Genomic DNA, 20,910 nt, shown 5'->3' on the forward strand with positions numbered 1-20,910 from the left:
GCTTTTCGTCGGTTGCAGTCGGCGGCCGGGTTCGCGGTTAAAGTCCGTTGAGGACTTGGACTATCGCTGGGTAGGCGATGAATCCGAGGAAGCCGAGGAACAACAGGGTTGTTGGCAACGCCATCCGTTCGGTGGCGGAGTGGGCGTCGGTTTCGGCGTCGGTGACTTGATGGGTTCGCAGTGCTTGTGCCTTCGCCGTGAGGGATGCCCGTACCCGGGCGCCTTCGGTGCCGGCCAGGGAGATCGACGCGGCGAGTTCGGCCAGTTCGGCGATGCCGAGTTCCTCACCGAGGCGGCGCAGCGTCTCCCAGGGTGTGGTGCGGGTCAGTTGCGCGGCACGCAGCGCACGGCGGATCTTGCCGAACGCCGGTCCTGTTCCGACGGCGGCGGCGTCGGTGAGGGCGGCCTCGACGCCGGCGCCGCCGGCGAGGGTGATCCCGACGAGATCGAGGAACGCCGAGAGCGCGGCGCGGAACTCCCGTCGCAGCCGGGTGGCCTTCGCGCGGACGTCGAGATCAGGGATCAGGAAGCCGAGCCCGGCAAGGACAAGCCCGACCAGCAGGGGTGCCTGCACCCCTGCCGACAGCCCGGCCAGGGCTAGCAGGGCCTGCGCCGGCCACGGCATCAGCAGGCCGGCCAGGGTGAGTAGCGCCGTCGCGGCGAGGTGGGTGTCGGCATCGCGGCCGGTGATCCGCAGATCATTCTCGATCGCGGCGCCGGGCGGGCCGAGCATTCGCAGGCCTGGCACGAATATCCGGCCCCACCGGGCGGGCCAGGGAACCTCGTCTGCGGCTGGGATCGGCGCGGCCGACGCATGGGTGCTGGCCTGGGCGAGCCGGTCACTCAATGCCGGGCGCGGCGGCAGGACCCAGGTCAGCAGCAGCCACAACCCGGCGCCGGCGCCAGCGCCGAAGAAGAGTGCGGGAATCATGGCTGCTCGCCTTCCCCGGCGATGGCCTGGGCACCGTCGCTGGCGGGTGTCGTAGCGGGGGCATCCAACGCCAGCACCCTCGCTTGTCTCTTGCCGGCGGCGATGCGGGCGAGCCAGGCGAACCCGGTGGCGAACAAACCGCCGATGGCGAGCAGGACCGCTTGGCCGGTGGCGGTGTCGTAGACGTCGAGGTAGGCGCGGTTGCCCACCACGACTGCGGCAGCGAACGCGACGGTGGTGGCGACGATGAGCCGCACCGACGTGCGCGTCCGAGCTCGTCCTGCCTCCACCCGCATCCGCATCGCGGCCTGCCCGCGGGCGGTGGTCGCCAGCGAGCCGAGCAAGTCGCCGAGCTGGCGGGCCTGGCGCTCGGCGGCGAGGATCAACGCGGCGAGGACGAGGTCGGCGGTCGGGTCGTTCAGCTCACGCGCCACCGCGCGCAGTGCCGGCGCCAGCCGCTGCCCGCTGCCCAGCCGCGCGGTGAGCGTGGCGACCTCGGCGCGGATCGGGGCGGGGGTGAGCGGGGCGGTGACGAGGATGGCTTGCTCGAGCCCGGCTGCGGCCGAGAGCACGTCGCGCAGCATCTCCGTCCACGAGGCGATCGCCTCGATCCGGGCGATCCGGCGGGCGTGGGCGCGGTCCGGGCCGACCAGCCGGGGCAGGAACCACACCGCCGTGCCGGCCAGCGCCGCCCCGGCCACCCATCCGGTCACCAATCCCGTTCCGGCGCTCACGGCGACCACCGTCGTCAGTCGCGCGAGTGCCCGCCGGTCACCGGCCTGCCTGCGAAAGGCCTGGACCAGCCTCGCACCGGGTGAGTGTGCCGACGTGGCCGCGGCGGGGCGCCAGGCGGCAACGATCAGCAGCACGCCGGCGGCCGTCCCCAGCCCCAGCGCGGCGCCGGCACTCCAGGTGAGGTCGATGCTCATGGCGTCCACCAGCCCTCTGGGCGGCTGAGCAGGTCCGGGTCGAATCCGGCCGCGACCAGGTCGTCGAGGGTGTCGGTGCGCAGCGCCCCGGCGACCGGCACTGCTCGGCGGTCGGGGCCGCGGCGGTAGACCTCGTTGGAGATCACCGTCCCGGCCTCGGCGTCGACCACCTCGCGGACCGAGGCGATCACCCGCGTCGTCCGGTCGGCCGCGCGGTCCAGGTGCACGACGAAGTGCACTGCGCTCGCCACGAGCAGCGCGGTGGCTTCCAGCGGCAGCCGCTCCGGGCCCTGCGCGGCGTAGGAAGCGAGTCGCGTGAACGCGATCTTCGAGCTGCTCGCGTGCAGGGTGGCCATGGAGCCGTCGTTGCCCTGGGACATGGCGTTGCACATCGGGATGACCTCGGGCCCGCGGATCTCCCCGACGATCACCCGGTCCGGACTCATCCGCAGGCCCCAGCGGACCAGCTCGGCCTGATCGATGGCGCCCTCGCCCTCGACGTTGGGTTCGCGGGCTTGCAGCGCGGTGACGTCGGCGTGCCGTGCGGGGTCCAGCCCGAGTCCCAGTTCGAAGGCGTCCTCGATGGTCACCAGCCGCTCCAGCGGATCCATCTCCCCGGCCAGGGCCCGCAACATGGTCGTCTTCCCGGCGCCGGTGCCGCCGGTGATCAGCACGTTCTTGCGTGCTCGGACCAGCGCGCGCAGGAATCGCTCCAATCCGGCGTCGAGGGTGCCGCGGCGGCGCAGCCGGGCGAGGGTGGCGGTGAGGTAGCCGTGCCGGCGGATGGTGCACGCCGTCAATCCGCCGGCGGTCAGCCCGAGCACCGCGAAGAGCCGCTCGCCTCCGGGCAGTTGCAGGTTCAGGGCGGGTGAGCCGCGGTCGAAGCGGCGCTCCTCCGAGGACGCACGGGCGGCTAGGGTGCGGATCAGGTCGGTCAGTTCGTCGTTGGAGGCGGCCACGGGAGCGGCTTGGACGCGGCGGCCGTCGGCGTACTGGACGAACACCCGGTCGTGGCGATTGACCGCGATGGTCTCCACCTGCGGGTCGGCCAGCAGCGGCTGCAGGCCGCCGAGCCCGAACACTTCATCCAGCACCTGCTCGACAAGCCGCGCCTCGGTGCCGGAGTCCGCCAGTTCCCGGCCGGCGACCAGCTCGGCCTCGCTGTGCGCAGCGAGGGCGCCGGCCAGGACCTCGCGGCCGATCTCCCGCCGCCGCGCAAGCGGCAGCGGGCCCTCGCCCGGGCGGGTCATCGCCTCGATACGTGCAGGCAGGTCGGTGGTGAGTGCGTGCCGCAGTCGCGTGCGGAGCCGCTGCGCGGCCATGGACGGGGGCGGAGACGGGGGCGTGGGGTTCCTGCTCGCGGTCATGTGTGTGGCTCCGTGACGGTCGGGTGCGACGGGCGACCGCCCCGGGAAAGGTCACCTGCCGGTGGCTCCTGGTGTCCAGGAGCCAGGTCGGTGCGCGGCGGTGGAGCGGTCGCGCTGCCGCCGCGGGCGCCGGGGTCTGGCGATGGTGCGTCTGCGCTGCGCGTGTCGACGGCAGTTGGCGGTGGGGCTGCGGCGCTCGGGGCGGCGAGAGCGCGAGCGAGCGCGGCGACGTGGCGGGCCAGTCCGCCGGTTCGGCGGCGACGCCCGGATGGCGCTGCATGGCCGGTCAGAGCAGCTGCGGCCGTCGGATCGTGAGGAAGGCGCCCGATGGTCGGCACGCCCAGCTCGCGCTCGACCTCGGCGGTCGGGTAGCCCTCGCCGGTGAGCAGCAGTCCGGGCCGTGGCGTCCAGCGGCTTAGCTCCCCCAGCCGTGCCGCGGTGTGGGCGAGGTCCTCGCCGTGAGTGCCGCTGAGCAGGATGAGTGCGTCCGCTTGGCGCGCGATCGCTTCGGCTGGTGTGCCGGGATCGACCCGGCCGCAGTCGGCCAGTACTGCTACGCCGGGTTCGCGGGCGGCCGCGGGCAGCAGCTGCGGCTGGGCGCTGGTCAGGAGGTGCAGGGCGGCGCGCGCGTGCCCGCTGCCGGGCGGGGCGATCAGCACTCGCGTACCACCGGGCAGCACGTGGGTGTGGTCCCACACCACCTCGGGTCGAGGGTGCCGGCGTGCGGTGGCGGCGAGGCTGGCCAGTCCGGGGGTGGTCGGAACCCGCAACCGGATCGCCAGGTCGCCGCCGGCTGGGTCGATCTCGGCGATCAGCCGGCGGGTGTCTGCCAGGTCGGGCCAGTGCGTGGCGAGGGCGACGGCCAGGGTGGTCACCCCCGGCGAGCCGTGGACCGAGCACAAGGCGATCAGCATCAGCGGTCACCGCCCGCGGGCTGCAGCACCACGGCGAGCTGACCGGCCGGCGCTTGAGCCAGCGCCACGGCGTCGGTCGCGGTGAGGTCGAGCGAGACCACGGTGGTCTGGTCCATGCCCGCGGGTGCGACGCCGACCACGGTGGCGCGCCAGGTCGCTCCCACCACCGGCGCCACAACGGTGGCCGTGGGCTGAGTCGCAGCGGCGGTAACGATCACGGAGATCGGGTCGCCGGCGGTCAGGTTAGGCGGGAACTGCCCGGGCTTCACCCCGACCGCGACGATCGCGCGGCCGGGTGCGGGCAGCCGGGCGGCGCCGACGGCATCCGGGGTCAGCAGGGCTCCGGGCCCGAGGGCGGTCGCCATCGGACGGCCCAAGACGGTCGCAGCGTCCTCGGCCGGGACAAGTGCGAGGCCCGGCGCCGCGGCCACGTCAACGATGCGGAGGTCCGCGCTGGTCAGCACGTGCCCGACGGTGACGGGCCTGGCCACGGCCAAGGTCGGCGTTCGGTCCTGGGTGCTGGTGGTCCACCAGACGGTTCCGCCGGTGCAGAACACGACCAGCAGCAACCCGGCAACCAGGTGCGGCTTTTTCCGCGGGCCGCGCCCGGATGTCGGTGCGGCAGGTTCGCCGGTACGGCCCAGCCACGACGCCTGCATGGATGCACCAGCGGGCGTCTGGCCGCGTGCGGGAGTGTCGGTGCTGGCCACGGGAGCCCTCCAAGGTGCCGCTCGCCCCGTACCGCGCCATCGGCGATGTACGCGAAATCGGGGTCAGGAAACGAATGTGGTGCGAGGACAGCGGGCTGGATCTATCCGGTGCCGAGCGCCTGTGCTTCGGCGACCCGCAGCGAGGCGGCGGCGGTGGTGGTCAGGTCCGGGAAGGCGCCTGTAGCGCCTGCGCCGGCCCAGGTGATGCGCCACGACACCGTCGCGGTGATCGGGAACCGCTCGCCGGGGATGCCTGCCGAGGACCTCTGGTAGGTGTGTCCGCAATCGGGCGATGCGGCCTGCGCGGCACCGCCTGCGGGGAACGGGGTTCCAGGACCGGCGCAGGTCACGGTGGTTCCGTCGCCGGTGGACCAGGACACCGAGGTCGGGGTGGCGGTCGCGGTGACCGACACCGCGGGCACTGCTGCCGTCGCCGAGTGTGGCTGCCACATCGCCCGGTCCAGCCACAGCCACGTCGGTAGCCGGACCAGCTGCGTGCCGGCCGGGCTGGACGCGATCACCGGGCTGGGCAGTCGCAGCTGCGAGCGGGCCTGCTCGGCCAGCTGCTGCGGCGAGGGCAGCGGGGCCGCGCCGGCGGCTTGTCCGTCGGCGATCCACACCGGCGCCCTGAACAGCGCATCGCGCGAGCCCGGCCCGGAGCAGCGGTAGACGTACCACGCCCCGCCCCGACCAGGCTCCTGTACCAGCCGAACGCCTGACGAGCGGACCTGAGACAGGCCCACCAACTGGATGCCGTCGACCCTCGATCGGCGGAGGCGTTGGCTCGCAGTCTGGATTCCGTCCGCCGGTGGCTGGTAGTCGCTTCGGACATACGAGCACGCCGCCCGGGTGTCCTCGCCCCCGACAATCCGGTCGCCCGGCGGCGAAAGCGTGTCGCGCTGCCCGCCTCTCGGCGCCGGCGCGCCGGGGTGAGGATCGGGCCGGGGTGCCGGCGCGTCATGAGTGCGTTGGCCCGCGCCGAGCTCGCAGCCGGGGTAGGAGCTCTGTCCACAGTCGACGTCGCCGTACCAATCCCCCGCGACCGCGGGCGCGACGCTCATCAGCATCACCGCCGACGCCGACGCGGCGACGATGCCCAACCTGCGGGCGGCGGTCAGCATGATCCGGTTCCTTCCACGGCGAACCGGGCCACCCGCCACGCACCGTCGGCGCCCAGCTTGACTTCGGCATCGATCCGGTGTTTGCCGCCGGGTTCGTCGTCGGCAGGCTGTCCGGTTTCCGCCCGGAACTTCAACCAGGTGGTCGCGTCCGAGCAGTCGCGGATCACGACCGTTTTCGGCTCGTACGGTGAGTCGACGGACTGGGCGACCGGGGAATTACTCGGGGCGCCTTTGCTGATCAGGCCGTTGTAGTGATCGGCGTAGAGCTGACGCGACAGCACCGAGAGCGCGTCGCCGGTGGCGTGCTCGGCCAGTCGCGGCGACCGCCAGTCCGACGTCGTCGCGACGGCGGCGACGTCGCGCCACATACCCAGGTAGGCATCGACCGCCTTCTGCTTGGCCGTGCCGGCAGGCGACGCGGTGGTGACTGTCGCAGCCCCGGCCGTCGGGGTGTTTGCCGACGATGTCGGAGCGTCGGCGCTGCCCGAGCTGCAGGCGCTCACAGCGAACCCGAGTACCGCAACGGTGACGGCGATGAGGCGCCGGCGGTCGCGCGTCGGTGCGCTCCCCCTCCGGTTGCGCACGAGCGGGACGACGGTGCGACCAGGCAAGATGGCGGGCAGAGTGATCAGGCGCGAGCAGGAGGGGTCATGCAGCTGTCGGCGTTCGGCCTGTGGTGGGTCATCGGAGCTGCCGTCCTCGGGCTCGGGCTCGGCGCTGCCGCGAGCGGCGCCACTCGTCGGCTGTTGCGGGACACGCGTGAGATCGCTGGTTCGTGGTGGCTGGGTGCGGTGATCACTGCGGTGCTGCTGGCGCTGTTGGCGTGGCGGGTCGGTGATCACGGCGAGTTCGCGGTGTACGGGTTCGCGGCGGTGCTCGGCCTGCCGTTGGCCGTCGTCGACTGGTGCGAGCACCGCCTCCCGCGGCGGCTGGCCGTGCCTCAGCTGGCGGGCGTGGTCGCCGGTTTCGGGGTCGTGTGCCTGGCTCATCGCGACCTGGGACCCGGGGTGCGTGCTGTCGGCGCTCTGCTGGCCGCCGGCGGTCTGGTCCTGGTGCTGGCCGTGCTGACCCGGGGCGGTGTCGGGGCCGGGGACATCGTCGTCGCGGCCGTCGTCGGAGCCGTGACCGGCTGGACTGGCTGGCCGCAGGTGGCAGGTGCGCTGGTGGTGGCGTCCGGACTGGCGTTGCTGTTGCTCGTCGTCCCCGGCGCCCACCGCGGCGCCACGCGGGCTAGTTCCACGGTGCCGTTCGGGCCATGCCTGTTCGGCGGCGCACTGGTCATGATCCTGACCGGCGGCTGAGCCGACCGCAACGACGGGGCCTCGCGACTCCGTCCGCGGGCGCACGACCTGCAAGTGCCGCGCCCTCACCCGAGCGACGCGCAGCACGGGGCGTTGGGCCGACGTCGGCTGCCGCGACGCGTCAGGTGCGGCGAGGCCGGATCCGGTGTGCGGCGTCCGCGGGTGCTGCGCGATACCGGGGTGGCTGCGAGGCTGGTTCATGACTGCGCTTTCGTGGGAAGGGGTGAGGGGAAACGGCCGGCGGTGGTGGGTGAATTTCGCCGGCCGCCTCCCGGGGAAGGCGGCCACCATCGACGTGGGGAGAGGCGGCCGCCGGGCTCACGAGCCCAGAGGTGATGTCACCATTGCCGGTGGGTCATCGACCTTTGCGGGTTCAGCACCAGGGCAGGCTGCTCGGATCCGAACCGCCGCCCGGGTAGGTGTGCTGGGTGATCGACCACAGGTCGTGGCGCATCCAGCCGGATCGCCAGCCGGCCGAGGTCTGAACGGTCAGCCAGCCCCACACCCAGCCGTCGCGACCGGGGATCTGGCAACCTCCCCAGGCGGTCTGGCCGGGGTAGGCCAGAGCGATCACGGAACCGCTGGGCACCGAACTGCGGAGCCGGGCGCCCGAGGCGAGGATGTCGACCTCGATCGAGCTCTGCGTCGTCAGCGCCCGCCCGTCCTGTGTCATGCCCTTGGCACGGGTGGGGTGCCCGCCGAACGGGAGGGCCGTCAGCCCCCAGATCCGGGTGCCGTCCGGTGCGATCGCCGGCGCCGAGGAATCGATCTCGCTCGGGACCCCGACGTCACGGTTCGCGCTGGGCGAGGCGGGCGACGTCGCCGGCGCGTGGGCGGTGGCCGCCTCGGCCAGACCGGCGCTCCCGACCACCGTCGCCGCCGCGACGGCGCCGAGGATCCCGAGACGGACTCGTTGAGACAACATCATTTGTGCTCCTCTGATGGAATTTCTTGTCCGAAATTCGAGGAGTCCCACCCGAGCCGACGGTTCACGGAGAACTGATTTTTGCTCTCCGCGGATAAGAATGGCAATACATCGTCGATCACGTGCATCGAGCTGCCAGGTTCCCCAACCTGTCGACACATGCAGAGGCTCGGTGTTGCTGTGGTGACCCCACGATCAGCGCCCGTGTTTGCTGATGCCGTCCACGCTGCCCAAGAAAACAACCGAAGTCAAGGGACCCAGGACGGATATTTAGTTTTGTCAAGCCATCCGATTAAGGGCAACATTTATTGCCATCCGACACGCGGATTGCGTGACGTACCTTGCCGGCGTAAATGTTCCGGCGGCGACCGGCGAGAGAGATTCGGCTCGCGGCAGCAATTGGCTCCGGCCGCTATCACCAGATCCGGGTGCCGTCGGGCGCCGCTACCGCCGCGCCCCTGGGGGGATGCGGCGGTGATCGAGCCATCGCGGGTGTCCGGACTGAGCGCGGCGGCCGAGACGGACTGGGCGGTCGTTGCGGCGGAGGCGGCGCCCGGTGGCGACGAACGGGGCCACTCCACGGTGCCGTTCGGGCCATGCCTGTTCGGCAGGGCACTCGTGATGGTCCTCGCCGGTGACTGAAGCCACCCGCGGCAACGACGCCGCGCAGACGAGCCCCTGCGCTCACGGCCTGCAGGTGCCTCCCGGCGACGCCCGCAGTCCGCGGCCTGGGGCGCAGAACGAGCACTAGCTCGCGCGACGCCGCCGCCGCGGTGAGCACGGATCTAGTGGGTCGCGTCAGCGACTGCGGTGAGGTGGCGTGGCCGCGTGATTCGGTCATGGCTGCACTTTCGTTGAGCGAAGGGGGTGGGAGACGGCCGGCGGTGGAGGGTGGATTCGCCGGCCGCCTCCCGGGAGGCGGCCACCATCGACGTGGGGAGAGGTGGCCGCCGGCTCACGAGCCCCGAGGTGACCTGCCGTAGGCGGTGGACCATGGACCGCAGCGGACTCGGCACCAGCGCTGGCCGGCAGGCGTCGATGGGCTCGCACTACGAGCGCGGCGCGAGCCCATCGACGCGGTCGCGGGTCAGCCGCAGAGACCGACGATGTTCCAGTTGCCGATGTGCAGGTAGGACGAGTGCACATAGCCGATCGGCCCGGAGTTGACCTGCCCCCAGACCCACACGCCGGCCATGGTGGGATTCGTGCGGAAGCAGTAGGGCACGAATCGCTGGCCGTAGTAGCCGAGGCCGACAATGCGGTAGTTCGTACCGGGGCCTGTCCGAATGCGCACTCCGTCGCCAGCGATGTAACTCGCCGGCAGTGCGGCTGCCGCGGCCGCTCGGGCGGCGTTCACCGCGGCGGTGGCGTGCGGCGCCGCTCCTTCGCGAGTACCCGGCAGCGCGGCGATGCGGGTGCCGCCCGGTCCGGAAGCGACAGCCGAACTGTAGGACGCCGACGCGGGCCCTGTCCCGCCGACCAGGCTCGCGACCGCGGCAACGGCGATCAGCCCGGTTCTCACTATTCGAGTCAATGACATTGAATCTCCTTGTGAACTCTCTTGGAATGAAAGTCGCAGGGAGCCATCACCCGGACCGGCCACGATGTGGATGCGCGAGACAAATGCGCCTGAATTCCATTTCGGGGCGAACGCCGTACTGCCAGATTCCCCAACCTGACGGCCTTCGCGAGCCCAGGACTAGCTGGATGATCCCCACGATCAGCGCCTGTGAGTGCTGATGTCGTCCACGCTGCCCAGAGAAACGATTAAAGCCAAGGGCAACTGGTCGAATTTCCCGCCTTATCGCAAACCCGATTATGGGCATCATTTATCGCCAACAGAAGTGCGGATTGCGCGACAGAATTCGCTAGATGTTCGATGCGCCCTGGCCGCGACCTGCGGGAGAGCTGTGCCCCGAGGTTCCAGCGGGACAGCTGGGCTCTACTACCAGATTCGGGTGCCGTCGGGAGCCACTGCCGGCGCCCCGGCGGCGAATGCGTCGGTGATCGACCCTTCGCGGGTGTCGGGGCCAACCGAGACGGCAGCGGACTGGTGCGTTGTCGCGGCGGAGGCGGCGCCCGCTCCGGCGACGATCCCGGCGACGATGAATGTTCCGGCGAGGATGGCCCGGACGATCTGGTTGTTCTGCATGACGGTTCCTTTCGGTTGATGCGGCGATGGCCGCGGTGGGTTTTCCGCTGCCCGCACGAGACGGTGCGGGCGCCTGTGGGTGGCCGTGGGTCTCAGCGGGTCACGGCGTGCACGGATGGGAGGGCGAGCTGCTCGTCGCAGCGGCCGAGCAGGTAGTGGCGGCGCAGCTGGGTGACGCGGGTGTCGGCGAGCGCGTCGAGGCCGGCAATGGGGACTACGTCCTCGTTGAACGCCGGATCGGTGCGGAACTCCACCAAGTCGGCGGGCTCGTGCGGATCGAGGTTCACGCCCACGTGCTCCACTCCCGGCGCGATGTAGATCAGGGATCCGGGGCCGTGCACGGTCGGCGTCATCTCGGGGCCGACCAGGGAGGCGATCCTGCCGCGGACGACGTAGACCTGAATCTCGGAGTCGGCGTGGATGTGCGGTAGTGCGTGGTGGCCGCCGGGCATGCGCACAAACCCGGACGACAGGGACCGGATCGGGGCCAGGCCGGAGTGCACCGCGACGGTGAGCTGCTGACGCTGTGGTCCCATGACGGGCTCGCCGAGTTTCCCGGTAGTGATCCGGATGTCGTTGTGCGGCTTGACTTGAGTCATGTTCGTCTCCTATGCGTGTGCGGGTGTTTTCCGGTCTGGCTAGATGACTGGAGCGGTTTGGGGTGGACCCGGTCGCCGCCGGTGTTTGGCGCGGTCCACGGGCCGGCGACGATCGGTTCCATGACGTGGCGAAGTCCGCACGGGTTGGGGCGAGAAACCGGGAACACGGGCGATTACGATGAGGCCGCGAGCGATCATGGGACCGCAGAGCACGGCGAGCGCGAGGGTGCCGACGCTCAGGATGCCAGCGTGGACCGCGTTCGAGGGGCCAAGAATCAGGGTGGCAAGCCCGACGAAGACGCTGTCGATGCCGATCCGCGACAGCGCCAGGCGTCGACTGTTACGGCCGGCCACGTTCCGGTCACCGCCGAGGGCGAGCATTAAGCCGTCGCGTGGCAGCTGGCCGAGCCGGCTGAGCAGGTAGATCGCGACCCCGGCGCAGAACAGGACTCCGCCGACGGCCAGCGCGGCCAGCTGCTCGGCGAGGTTGGCCAGGGTCGGCAGCAGTGCGAGAACGGCGTCAGCGGTGAAGGCAGGCACGATGAAGCCGACGATCGTGGCGACCCCGGGCCGAATGCGCAGCGGGATGAACGTGAGGAGCAGGAACGCCTGGGTGAGCAGGATGCCGCGGCCGAGGTCCCAGCCGCAGGCGTGCGCGATCGCCAGGTGCAGACCGTCCATCGGGGTCACGCCCAGCCGGCTGGCGACCAGCAACGCGATCCCGACGCCCATCGCAACGGTGCCGAGGCCGAGGCGGCCTAGCCGGACCCAGGGAAACCGCCGCCGCAGACCGGTCACGAGGCCAGCCCTATCCGGATCGGCGCCTGGACGTAGCCGGGCAGATCGGCGGGGGTCCGGTCGCAGCGAGTGAGAAGCGCGACCGGGCGGCCGGCGCGCAGCAGCGTCGCGCGCGAACGCAGCCCCGGTTGGTCGTCGATGGGAGGGCCGTCGAGACGGTAGGCGTAGTGGGCGTGGCGGTTGGCGTCGAGCAGCAACTTCCCCAGCGGAACGGTCGCGTCGTGCGGCGCGGCCTTCTGCTGCAAATCCAGCCCGGGGACGGAGATGTGGACCAGCGCGGTCACCTTGGCCAGGCGTAGCTGGACGCTGCGGAACGGGGAGACGAGGTAACCCTTGCAGATCAGCGCGGGCGTCCCGGGCGGCGCGTCCAGCAACAACGCGTCGCGCTCGCCGAGTTCGTGCTCGGCATCGGGCTCGCTCGAGTTCCGGACCAGGTCGAATCCCAGCCACCAGCGCAGCGCGCCGGTGAAGGACGGGCTGCCGCGCACAATCCGGGTCAGGATGGCGGCCCGGTGCTGCAGGTCCAGGCCCAGGTCCGCGCGCACGTCGAAGTGGATCATGATGGTGTACCTCTTCTCCGCCGCACCACCGTGCGGCTCCGGCATGTGGAGCCAATCCGGCCGATCCCCTTCAGCGGCGTGAACGGGTTCGACCGGGCGACTGCCTCTTCTACCGCCGACATCCCGAATCCCGGCCGTTCGCCGAATAGCGCGCGCCCCTGCCCAGAGCGTGCGCTCCTCCGACTGGATCCCTACTGGCCGCTGGCGGCCAGTAGGAGGGATCCCCCGCACGTGAGTGTTGCGCCCCCTTGCGATGACGCCGAGCCGGTCGAGTGCGCCAGGATGGACCGGGAGTCCTACGCTGTCTCGCCTGCTCATATTCACCCCTTCGTGCTCCCCTGTCGCGGGTTTCCCTCACTCGTCCCAGATTTCCCTGCCGGGTTGAGGTGGGTCCGCCTGCCCTGCGAAGGAGGCGGGCATTCAGCGTTCCCGTCGACACCCGAAACACTAGGTCAGGATTTCTGTCCGTCAACGCTCAAGTGGTACGCATTTTCGGAAAATGCGTACCACTACGACAGGAAGGCAAGTGGTTCCACGCATGCAACCACACAGAGTTTCACAAATCAGAAACACTCAGTAGTCATTTCAGTTCAAAACGTTGCCTGACGGTATCAGCCACTGACCAGCGACCCTCCGTCAAACCGCACACCGCATCGACGATTAATCTCGCCTGCGTAAACGGTAGTACAACTCGCGTTTTCACGGATTGACAAAACCGGCACGCAGGTGAGCGAAGCAGGTCGGGTGCGTACCGGCCGCCGACAAAGGGCGTACTAAGGTCGGGCGGAATGCGTGGTTCCACGCATAGTGCGGCGGGCGTGCTCGCCGATTATGTGGCTGTGGGCGTTTCTCCATGGGCGCGGACGAATGTCCGCAGGAGCTGCGCCCCGACGCGCCAGCCATCCTCGGCCAGCAGAAGGCCGCAGTGCCCGACCGCAGGAACGACCGCGTACTCGGCGCTCAGCAGCGCCGCCAGCCGCCGCGCGACTACCGGCGAGGTGAGCCGGTCCAGCTCAGCGGCCAAGACCAGCCCTGGGACGGTCACCGCGTCCAGGTCGGGACGAAGCATCCCGCGGGTTGCCTCCAGGACCGCCCGCGGTGACTCCGGCTCCAGCCGGGCGTAGCACTGCGCGGCTTCGGCCTCGCCCAGGCCGGTGAAGAACATCTCCCGGGCCATGTCCAGGGGCGGCGGCGGGAACGGCACGCCGGAATCCACCGGAACGACCAGCGGCTCGGCGTGAACGTGGGCCGGGCATGTGGGTGCAAGCAGTGCCACCGCCCGCACCGGCGCGGCCGCGGCGAAGGCGAGCACGGCGAGCGCGCCCATCGAGTGCCCGACCAGGATCGGTGCCGGTCTGTTCGGGCCGAGGGTCTCGATTCCGGCGGGCAGCTCGTGGCGGGCGACATCGAGGATGCTGCGACTGAGGAACTCCGCGGCCGGGAGCCGCTCGGAGCGGCCGTGGTGCAGCCAGTCGAACACGACGACGTCCCAGCCGTCCTCGGCGAGGAAACGGGCGTAGCGCTCCCACACCCAGCCGGCCTCGTTGCCACCGTGGACCAGAACCACCGGAGCCCGCCGGACGTCGGAACCGCCCACGGCGTAGCGGGTGATCGCCACCCCCTGGTGGACGTGGTGGGCCTGGGTCACAGGCGGAGGGCTGTCGTTGCCGACGGGCATGTACGGCTCCTTCTTGACTTGGCGATGATCGCGCAGCAGGCAGGCGGAGCACGGCACTTCCGTGAGCCGTTCGGCGACCTCAGCCATCCCGAGCCCGACCTGCAGTCCGCATAGCGCAGCCACTATCGCTGGCTCGGCGAGGGTGGCCGCGGGCGGCAGGGGATCAGGTGGACGACGTGAGCGGACTCGCAGGCCCGGCGTCCTCCGGGCAGCGCCGCTTCGTGGCGGAGCCGGGCGGCAGCGAGCCAGCAGGTAGCCACGGTAGCCGGGTGGGTTTCGGAGGCGTCGTGCTGATCATAATGATGACTATAGACATAGTGTTGATTGACATTAGGTCTATCACTTCTGGTGTTGAAAGACCTAATGTCGATAGTCATTCGCCGTGCCCCAACCTTCTGACTTCGCCCGCGCCTTCGGTGAGCGGTTACGCGCTGCCCGCCTGGCAAAAACGCCGAAATGGAGCCTGGAACGGCTCGGACGCCGCTCCCGGGTGCATTGGAGCTACATCGGGCAGGTCGAGCGCGGCGAGGTCAACCCCAGCCTGCTGATTGCTGGACGCCTGGCGCACGCCCTGGAGGTCGATCTCGGCTCGCTCACCACCGCGCTGCCGGCCCCGCCGCCGGGCAAGGACCCCGACGAGTAGCAGCACCGCCCGAGCTGCCAGCCAGATGGTCACGTGCCGTCAGATGTCCGGCGCGGAGGAAAGCACATCTCGTGCGCGATGCAGGCCCTGACCTGCGGCGTGTGCTCGTCGAACCACAGCTCGACCTCGGCGATGGGCGGCCCTGCTCCCGACCCGGAGCAACCTGCAGACGTCAGGCGGCCGCGCGGCCGCCATGTTGCTCAAACCACGCGCGCAGCAGCTGCTCCAGATCCGCCCCGTGCGACTTGGCGGCGAGACTCTCGGGCGTTGGCGTCGGCTACTGCTCGGGGTTGTCCGTGTTCTCTGCACCGAGCCCCTACGCGGCCGACCACCGAAATCGCTGGTCGGCAAGATCCGCCCGCCATCTTGAGTCTCCAAGCCCTGGGCAACGCTCGTTCGCCGAGGTAACAACACTTCGTCACCGCGGCCACTCTAGGTAACGTTCAACTAGTCCATTCGAGCTAATTTGATCACGGCCGACGATCTGGGAGAAATTCACCATGTTCTCACGCTGACGTTGTCAGTTAGGGTCAGGCACGGTTGCCGACTACCTGTCAACGCTGGTCAGCGGTCGAATTAGTCGACACGCGATCAGTGAAAGCATGACCGAATTCGTGGGTGAACGCAGCAAGCGGCGCCGGCGGCAGCGAGGCGTGTAACGGGGCGTATCAGTCTTCGCTGCGCTGACGCGCACGACGCGCGCGGAATGGCGGTACCGGGGCAGAAGGTCTCGCACGCCAGCGGCGGAGATCGACGGGGAGACCTGGTATGAACGGGCAGGCGGCAGGCGGAGGCGACGAATTCGACCTGCTGGGTTACGACGGCGTGGTACCCGCCGACATGACCTCGTTCGTCGGGCGCGAGGCAGAGATCCAGGCAGCGCGGAATCTCCTCCTGCACGAGGGAAAGCGCCTGGTCACGCTGCGCGGAATCGGTGGCGTAGGCAAGTCCCGACTACTGGAACACCTGGCCGGCGACCTGCACGACGCCAAAGCGTATCCGGATGGCATCACCATGGTCCGGCTCGCTCACGTGCCCCCCTCGGCGGAGGCGGTCGCATCGACGATCGCACATCGGGTACTGGGAGCCGACCACGAGCCCGAATCAGCCCTGGCCCGGTTGATCACGCACTTTGAGCACAAACGGGCCCTGCTACTACTGGACAACTGCGAGCAGCTGGCCGGTGATGGCCCGCTGCCGCGGCTGCTCAACCTCCTGTTGCACTCGGCTCGGCAGCTGTACGTGGTGACGACCTCCCAGGTGCGTCTCGGCAGTGTCGGCGAGTGGGAAGTGACCGTCCCGCCGCTGGGAGTCGACGACGCCCTGGAAATCTTCGTCGACCGAGCCGCAGCGCTCGGCGAGCCGATCGCGCCGGAGGAATACCCTCTGGTCCGGCGGCTGTGCGAGGCGACCGACGGCATCCCGTTGGCTGTCGAACTGGCTGCAGGTCAGCTGGATGTGCTGACGCTGCACAAGCTGGTCGACCGCGCCAAGGCCGAGAATCTTCTGCCTGTACTCGTGGACGGCACCTCCGAGCAACGACACCACCGCACCATGGCAGACAGCATCAGCCGGTCCTACGAACTGCTGAACGCCACCGAGCGACAGGTTTTCGCCCTGCTGTCCGTTTTCCGCGGGGGATTCGACCTCGATGCCGCCGTCGCAGTGGTGGCCCGGTTCGACATCGACACCGCCGACATCGAACGCGCGATCCCCCGCCTGATCAGGCGATCACTGCTGGTGGCGGCAAATCTCGACGGCCGCAAACGGTGCAAGATGGTGGAAGTGCTGCGCGAGTTCGCGCAGCAGCGCCTGCAGGCCGACAAGGTCGACGTCGCCCGGCTCGACCAGGCTCACGCCAATCACTTCCTCGAAGCCAGCGCCCGAGCCCGCCGGAGCTGGTTCGGCCCGCGCGAACCGATCGTGATGCGATCTGTCGCCCTCGACCGGCCGAACATCCGCTCAGCCCAGCAAAGTCTGCTGGACCGTCCGGATACCGCGCCGCTGGGGCTAATCCTGGCGCTCAACACCGCAGCCACGCGGGCGCTGGTCTTCGATGGCCGTCTTCAGGAGATCCTCCAGATGCTGGAGGCCGGCCTGGCCCAGCATCCCCCCGAACCGAGTCAGAGCCAGATCGCCGCGCTATCGATCACGCTCTGGGTGGCGGTGATGAAAGGTCAGCGGGCGCTCGCCGACTCCCTGCTGAACCAGATCGAGAAGGCGGCCACGCAGCTGGATTGCTGGGAAACTTCCGGGTCCGTGCTCTACGCCCGCGGCACCCTGCTCGGGCTCACCGCACCAGACGCCACGCACGCACGCAGCGCCATCGACCTGCTGGCACGAGCGGAGACCGCACTGCAACGCGAGGGCAATCCCGGTGAAGCGTTCATGCCGGCGTCGTTTCAAGGGATCGTCGCAGCGTTCGACCTCGACAAGGACACCGCGTTCACCGTGAATCGGCGCGTCCTGGCCACAGCCCAGGCCGCCCAGTCACCGTTGTGCATCGCCTGGGGGCTGTGGGGCCTCGCCGTGGCCGAGCTGATGCACGGCGATGACGCTGCCGCGGCGACCCGCCTAGCGCAGGAAGCGCTCACCATCCTGCTCGAGATCGGCGACAGGTGGGGCCGGATCTGGGCGCTCTGGCTGCTGGCCCTGTGCGCGCTCAAGGACGGCAACATAGAACGCGGTGCGGTACTGCTCGGCGGCGCGGACCGAGAGCAGGCGACCACCCAAGCCAATGTGGCCGGGATGCGGACCTTCCTGCGCGTCCAGCAGCAGATCGTCTCGATCGCACGCAAAAAGCTGGGCGACGGCCTCTTCGAGGATCTGGTCGCGGCGGGCCACGCGATGAAGTCCGCGAAGTCGTTCAAACTGGCTCTATCCGACGAGCCCATCGACCTGGTGACCCTGAACTTGAGCACGAAAAATCTCTCGCAAGCGGGCCCGTTGCATAGTGTGCTTTCGGATCGGGAACGAGAGGTCGCCGATCTGGTGGCCGAGGGCAAGACAAACGGCGAGATCGCCGCGAAGCTGGTCCTGTCCGAGCGCACTATCGAACAACACATCCGGCACATCAACACCAAGCTGCACACCCGCAACCGATCCGAGATTACCGCCTACGTTCTGCGACATCGGCTGGTCCGCCCCACGTCCTAGGCCCGCCGCCGTGCGTCAGGTGGTCGCCGGGCACCTGGTCCATCGCGGGGCGGTCGCCGAGTTGTACTCGGCCGCAGTGCCGTGCCCCCGGCCGCCGGGGGCAATGACCCGACGGGAACCAACACCCGAGACCGACCCGATCGACGCACTCACCGCCGCCCACCCGACGCCCCTCGCGAAGGCCCGCCATGACCACCAGATCGTTCAGCGCCTTCGGCGCGAAGGAGCCCGGCTCCATCGGCCACTGGGGTCCTCGTTGGTCGTTCAGATGCGGGAGAGACCGGCCGGGTCGAGCTTCTCGGCGAGGGACGTGAGCTGCTCGCCGGCCAGGCAGGCGGTTTCGAACGCGTCGACGAACGTCGTGGTGAGATCGATGTCGTCAATGAGCACGGTGCCGAGGGCGGACAGATGCACGCCCAGCGCGGTATAGGTGTCGGTGAGCGCGTGGACCAGACGGGCCTGCTCGATCCGGCCCGCAGATCCCAGCTCGGTCGACACCTTGGTGGTGTCCTCGCCGAGCTTGGTGAGGCAGTACGTCAAGAGTGCGCACAGCTCGTTCACGCTGTTCACCGTGCGCTGCGGATGGTGGATGTCTTCCACATCCCCCAGGAGTCTGCTGGCCGTAAAAAGAAAGCTGATGGTGTACGCACGTTTCTCCTCAGGAGTGAAGGGATAACGTGTTTTCTCGGCGAACTGACCGGGTCGGCAGGGTGCGTGAAGTCGCTGGTCGTCGGTCAGCGGCAGGAGACACCACCCGGGATCGAGCTTCCCGGCGAGGGACGTGAGCTGCTCGCCGGCCAGGCGGGCAGGTTCGAACGCCTCGACGAACGTCGTGGTGAGATCGATGTCGTCAATCAGCACGGTGCCGAGGGCGGACAGATGCACGCCCAGCGCGGCGTAGGTGTCGGTGAGCGCGTGGATCAGACGGGCCTGCTCGATTCGGCCCGCAGATCCCAACTCGGTCGACAGCCGGGTGGTGTCCTCGCCGAGCTTGGTTAGGCAGAACGTGAAGAGCGCGCACAGCTCGTTCACGCTGTTCACCGTGCGCTGCGGATGGAAGAGATCGTCCACATCCCTCAGGAGGCTGTCGGCCGTAAAATCAAAACCGAGGTCGGTCACGAGTTCCTCTTCCGGAGTGGGGTGACGCACTTTCCCGGCGAGCCTACGGGGGAAGACGTGAATAGCGCGGCCCCGATCCGGCAGCCGCGTCAGCGTAGTGCCTGGCTCTTCGGCCTCGCAATCACGAGCTGTAGTCGCTGGTCCAGGCTTCGAGATCGGAGAGATGCCGATACAGCCGGTACGGAAAGCGGTCGGTGCGGGGAAGGGCGACTTCATCGGGCCACCCCGGGGAGCCAGATGGTGATTCTGCGCCCGGCGGTGTCGGTAACGGCCTCGTGGCCGGCGATATCGACCCACAGGTAGCCGTCAGGCGCTCGGGCAGGCCGAGCAGTCGACGCGGACGGTGAGGTGCCGGCCACCGGCCCGTTCCTGGCGGAGCTGGTCGGTACGGGTGGCCTGGTCGACGTCGGCGGCTCGGCAACGACAGTCCTCCGCCTGTGACCCAGGCCCACCACGCCCACCAGGGGGTGGCGATCACCCGCTACGCCGTGGGCGGTTCCGACGTCCGGCGGGCTCCGGTGGTTCTGGTCCACGGTGGCAACGAGGCCGGCTGGGTGTGGGAGCGCTACGCCCGTTTCCTCGCCGAGGACGGCTGGGACGTCGTCGTGTTCGACTGGCTGCACCACGGCCGCTCCGAGCGGCTCCCGGCCGCGGAGTTCCTCAGTCGCAGCATCCTCGATGTCGCCCGCCACGAGCTGCCCGCCGTGATCGAGACCCTCGGCCCGAACAGACCGGCGCTGCCGCGAGATGAGCGACCGGATGCTCAAGGCTTCGTGTCTCGATTCCAACTCTGCGCGCCGCCGCCCCTCCGCTTCGCCGGACACAGTGTGCCACCGCCTCGTTCTGTTTCAGGGAAGTTCGAAACAAACTCCGGAGCGAGGACAGCGCCCACGCTTCGTCTAGGTGAGCAGTCCAGACAGCCTTCTTTGTCGATAACTCGACAAACAGGTACCGATTCGCTCGACGTCGCCAGCACTCGGCGCGGGCCGAGCTGGGACGTCGATACACCGACGTTGGAATAACTCGTGAGTTGAGCCAGCTTTCACTTGGCGCGACGCGCCGACCTGCAGCACCCCAGGGCGGCCCCCGAGTTCCAGCTGCAACTTTCTGTCACGCCGGAATCTGCCCCTGCAGCCAGTACTCCGCGCAATAATGACGCTGAAGACGTGCGCGAGGCTGCAACTGCGTCGACAGGCGACCGGCAACCCTGCCACCAGCCGGTCGGCATGTGCCGGGTATTGCAATGGGATGCCGCGGATGCGGAGCCATCTCGCCTGACTGCGCGACAGCAGCGGCGTGGTCGGCGACCGTCGGCCAATCGTCCGCGTTCACCAGCGCGATGAACTGATCGTCGATCGCTTGCTCGGCGGTACGATCGGGTGTGCACCCGTCAGTCTTCGAGTGGCATTCTGCTCGGTACGCCTCGACGCGTTGGCGCAACCATTCATCGTGGTTGCGCGGCTGCTGTCGCATCAACTGCCACACCGTCGGGTGATCGGGGTCGGCAGTCACATTGCGTGACGACACTACTTGGCGGCCGATCAGCAATCCGACCCCAATGAGCGCCGCCACCAGCAATGACGTGCCGAGGATGATGCCGGGTTCGCCGTCGGCCAATGCAGTCCATAGCGTGCGAAACCTCATTCGATTACCCCCTTCGCACGGCCGCCTAGTGGCACTGCCGCGCTAAGTGACGTTTGAATCAGCCAGATCACATCCATGGGACGGCGGCCCAACCCGGGGCGCCTGGCGTTGACGAACCCTCCAAGTGAGACCGCGCCCAGGCGTAGCGCCGCAATCCGCGCCCTAGGCGCTACGGGTCCAACACACGGACCGTAAATCTGTCTCGCGCCATTTTCAAGCAGAAAACGTGAGACGTACCGAAATTTCTCGACCGGTCATGCCCACCCATGGCAGCGCCCACGCATTTGTTCGCCGTTCATGTACAACTTTCATTCCGCGTACGCTATATTCGACATTGTCACAGACCACGTTCAACCACATCGA

General features: G+C 69.2%; 21 protein-coding genes. 5 read left to right on the forward strand and 16 right to left on the reverse strand.

The window, feature by feature from the left end; all coding sequences use genetic code 11:
- Nucleotides 1–37: 37 nt before the first annotated feature.
- The 7 genes from AA23TX_RS37100 to AA23TX_RS49800 all read right to left on the reverse strand — a co-directional run bounded on the left by AA23TX_RS37100 (nt 38) and on the right by AA23TX_RS49800 (nt 6,556).
- Nucleotides 38–931 (reverse strand): type II secretion system F family protein, encoded by an 894-nt coding sequence (locus AA23TX_RS37100; RefSeq protein ID WP_155547671.1) that lies wholly within the window; start codon nt 929–931, stop codon nt 38–40.
- Nucleotides 928–1,860, reverse strand: coding sequence for a type II secretion system F family protein (locus AA23TX_RS37105; protein WP_196425751.1), 933 nt, complete (start codon nt 1,858–1,860; stop codon nt 928–930). The genes AA23TX_RS37100 and AA23TX_RS37105 overlap by 4 nt, the downstream gene beginning before the upstream one ends.
- Entirely contained in the window at nt 1,857–3,227 is a 1,371-nt protein-coding gene (locus AA23TX_RS37110; RefSeq protein WP_155547673.1) for a TadA family conjugal transfer-associated ATPase, read from the reverse strand. Before AA23TX_RS37110 ends, AA23TX_RS37105 begins: the two co-directional genes overlap by 4 nt.
- Complete coding sequence (locus AA23TX_RS37115) at nt 3,224–4,141, reverse strand: CpaE/TadZ family protein (protein ID WP_196425752.1); 918 nt, start codon at nt 4,139–4,141, stop codon at nt 3,224–3,226. The genes AA23TX_RS37110 and AA23TX_RS37115 overlap by 4 nt, the downstream gene beginning before the upstream one ends.
- Nucleotides 4,141–4,851 carry an SAF domain-containing protein gene (locus AA23TX_RS37120; RefSeq protein ID WP_155547674.1) on the reverse strand — a complete coding sequence of 237 codons (711 nt, stop codon included), beginning with the start codon at nt 4,849–4,851 and terminating at the stop codon, nt 4,141–4,143. The genes AA23TX_RS37115 and AA23TX_RS37120 overlap by 1 nt, the downstream gene beginning before the upstream one ends.
- A gap of 101 nt (nt 4,852–4,952) precedes the next feature.
- Nucleotides 4,953–5,972, reverse strand: coding sequence for a hypothetical protein (locus tag AA23TX_RS37125; RefSeq protein ID WP_155547675.1), 1,020 nt, complete (start codon nt 5,970–5,972; stop codon nt 4,953–4,955).
- Nucleotides 5,966–6,556, reverse strand: coding sequence for a hypothetical protein (locus AA23TX_RS49800; protein ID WP_196425753.1), 591 nt, complete (start codon nt 6,554–6,556; stop codon nt 5,966–5,968). The genes AA23TX_RS37125 and AA23TX_RS49800 overlap by 7 nt, the downstream gene beginning before the upstream one ends.
- 66 nt (nt 6,557–6,622) lie before the next feature.
- Here AA23TX_RS49800 and AA23TX_RS37135 point away from each other — a divergent pair, with 66 nt between their 5' ends.
- Entirely contained in the window at nt 6,623–7,273 is a 651-nt protein-coding gene (locus AA23TX_RS37135; RefSeq protein WP_155547676.1) for a prepilin peptidase, read from the forward strand.
- Nucleotides 7,274–7,646: 373 nt separating this feature from the next.
- Here AA23TX_RS37135 and AA23TX_RS37140 read toward each other — a convergent pair whose 3' ends face one another.
- Nucleotides 7,647–8,198 (reverse strand): hypothetical protein, encoded by a 552-nt coding sequence (locus AA23TX_RS37140; protein WP_230863002.1) that lies wholly within the window; start codon nt 8,196–8,198, stop codon nt 7,647–7,649.
- Between the two features lie 474 nt (nt 8,199–8,672).
- Here AA23TX_RS37140 and AA23TX_RS37145 point away from each other — a divergent pair, with 474 nt between their 5' ends.
- Nucleotides 8,673–8,840, forward strand: coding sequence for a hypothetical protein (locus tag AA23TX_RS37145; protein WP_155547678.1), 168 nt, complete (start codon nt 8,673–8,675; stop codon nt 8,838–8,840).
- Between the two features lie 445 nt (nt 8,841–9,285).
- Here AA23TX_RS37145 and AA23TX_RS37150 read toward each other — a convergent pair whose 3' ends face one another.
- The 6 genes from AA23TX_RS37150 to AA23TX_RS37175 form a co-directional block, all read right to left on the reverse strand.
- Entirely contained in the window at nt 9,286–9,720 is a 435-nt protein-coding gene (locus AA23TX_RS37150) for an SH3 domain-containing protein (protein WP_196425754.1), read from the reverse strand.
- A 423-nt stretch (nt 9,721–10,143) separates the two neighbouring features.
- On the reverse strand, nt 10,144–10,350 hold the full coding sequence (locus AA23TX_RS37155) for a hypothetical protein (RefSeq protein ID WP_155547680.1): 207 nt from the start codon (nt 10,348–10,350) through the stop codon (nt 10,144–10,146).
- Nucleotides 10,351–10,442: 92 nt separating this feature from the next.
- On the reverse strand, nt 10,443–10,949 hold the full coding sequence (locus AA23TX_RS37160) for a cupin domain-containing protein (RefSeq protein WP_155547681.1): 507 nt from the start codon (nt 10,947–10,949) through the stop codon (nt 10,443–10,445).
- Between the two features lie 39 nt (nt 10,950–10,988).
- Nucleotides 10,989–11,747: a YczE/YyaS/YitT family protein gene (locus tag AA23TX_RS37165; protein ID WP_155547682.1), complete on the reverse strand. Its 759-nt coding sequence runs from the start codon at nt 11,745–11,747 to the stop codon at nt 10,989–10,991.
- Nucleotides 11,744–12,307 carry a hypothetical protein gene (locus AA23TX_RS37170; protein ID WP_155547683.1) on the reverse strand — a complete coding sequence of 188 codons (564 nt, stop codon included), beginning with the start codon at nt 12,305–12,307 and terminating at the stop codon, nt 11,744–11,746. Before AA23TX_RS37170 ends, AA23TX_RS37165 begins: the two co-directional genes overlap by 4 nt.
- Nucleotides 12,308–13,136: 829 nt before the next feature.
- On the reverse strand, nt 13,137–13,985 hold the full coding sequence (locus AA23TX_RS37175) for an alpha/beta hydrolase (RefSeq protein WP_196425755.1): 849 nt from the start codon (nt 13,983–13,985) through the stop codon (nt 13,137–13,139).
- 382 nt (nt 13,986–14,367) lie between these two features.
- On the opposite strand from AA23TX_RS37175, the gene AA23TX_RS37180 reads away from it, so the two are divergent.
- Both AA23TX_RS37180 and AA23TX_RS37185 read left to right on the forward strand, forming a co-directional pair.
- Nucleotides 14,368–14,628: a helix-turn-helix domain-containing protein gene (locus tag AA23TX_RS37180; RefSeq protein ID WP_155547685.1), complete on the forward strand. Its 261-nt coding sequence runs from the start codon at nt 14,368–14,370 to the stop codon at nt 14,626–14,628.
- Nucleotides 14,629–15,396: 768 nt separating this feature from the next.
- Nucleotides 15,397–17,784 carry a LuxR C-terminal-related transcriptional regulator gene (locus tag AA23TX_RS37185; RefSeq protein ID WP_155547686.1) on the forward strand — a complete coding sequence of 796 codons (2,388 nt, stop codon included), beginning with the start codon at nt 15,397–15,399 and terminating at the stop codon, nt 17,782–17,784.
- A 264-nt stretch (nt 17,785–18,048) separates the two neighbouring features.
- Here AA23TX_RS37185 and AA23TX_RS37190 read toward each other — a convergent pair whose 3' ends face one another.
- Entirely contained in the window at nt 18,049–18,903 is an 855-nt protein-coding gene (locus tag AA23TX_RS37190; protein ID WP_155547687.1) for a hypothetical protein, read from the reverse strand.
- A 467-nt stretch (nt 18,904–19,370) separates the two neighbouring features.
- On the opposite strand from AA23TX_RS37190, the gene AA23TX_RS37195 reads away from it, so the two are divergent.
- Entirely contained in the window at nt 19,371–19,925 is a 555-nt protein-coding gene (locus AA23TX_RS37195) for an alpha/beta hydrolase (protein WP_196425756.1), read from the forward strand.
- An 88-nt stretch (nt 19,926–20,013) separates the two neighbouring features.
- On the opposite strand, the gene AA23TX_RS37200 is transcribed toward AA23TX_RS37195, so the two are convergent.
- The gene (locus AA23TX_RS37200; protein WP_155547689.1) at nt 20,014–20,547 is read right to left on the reverse strand and encodes a hypothetical protein; all 534 of its coding nucleotides are present in this window, start codon (nt 20,545–20,547) and stop codon (nt 20,014–20,016) included.
- Between the last annotated feature and the right edge of the window lie 363 nt (nt 20,548–20,910).

Source organism: Amycolatopsis camponoti (genome assembly GCF_902497555.1).
Lineage (GTDB): Bacteria > Actinomycetota > Actinomycetes > Mycobacteriales > Pseudonocardiaceae > Amycolatopsis > Amycolatopsis camponoti.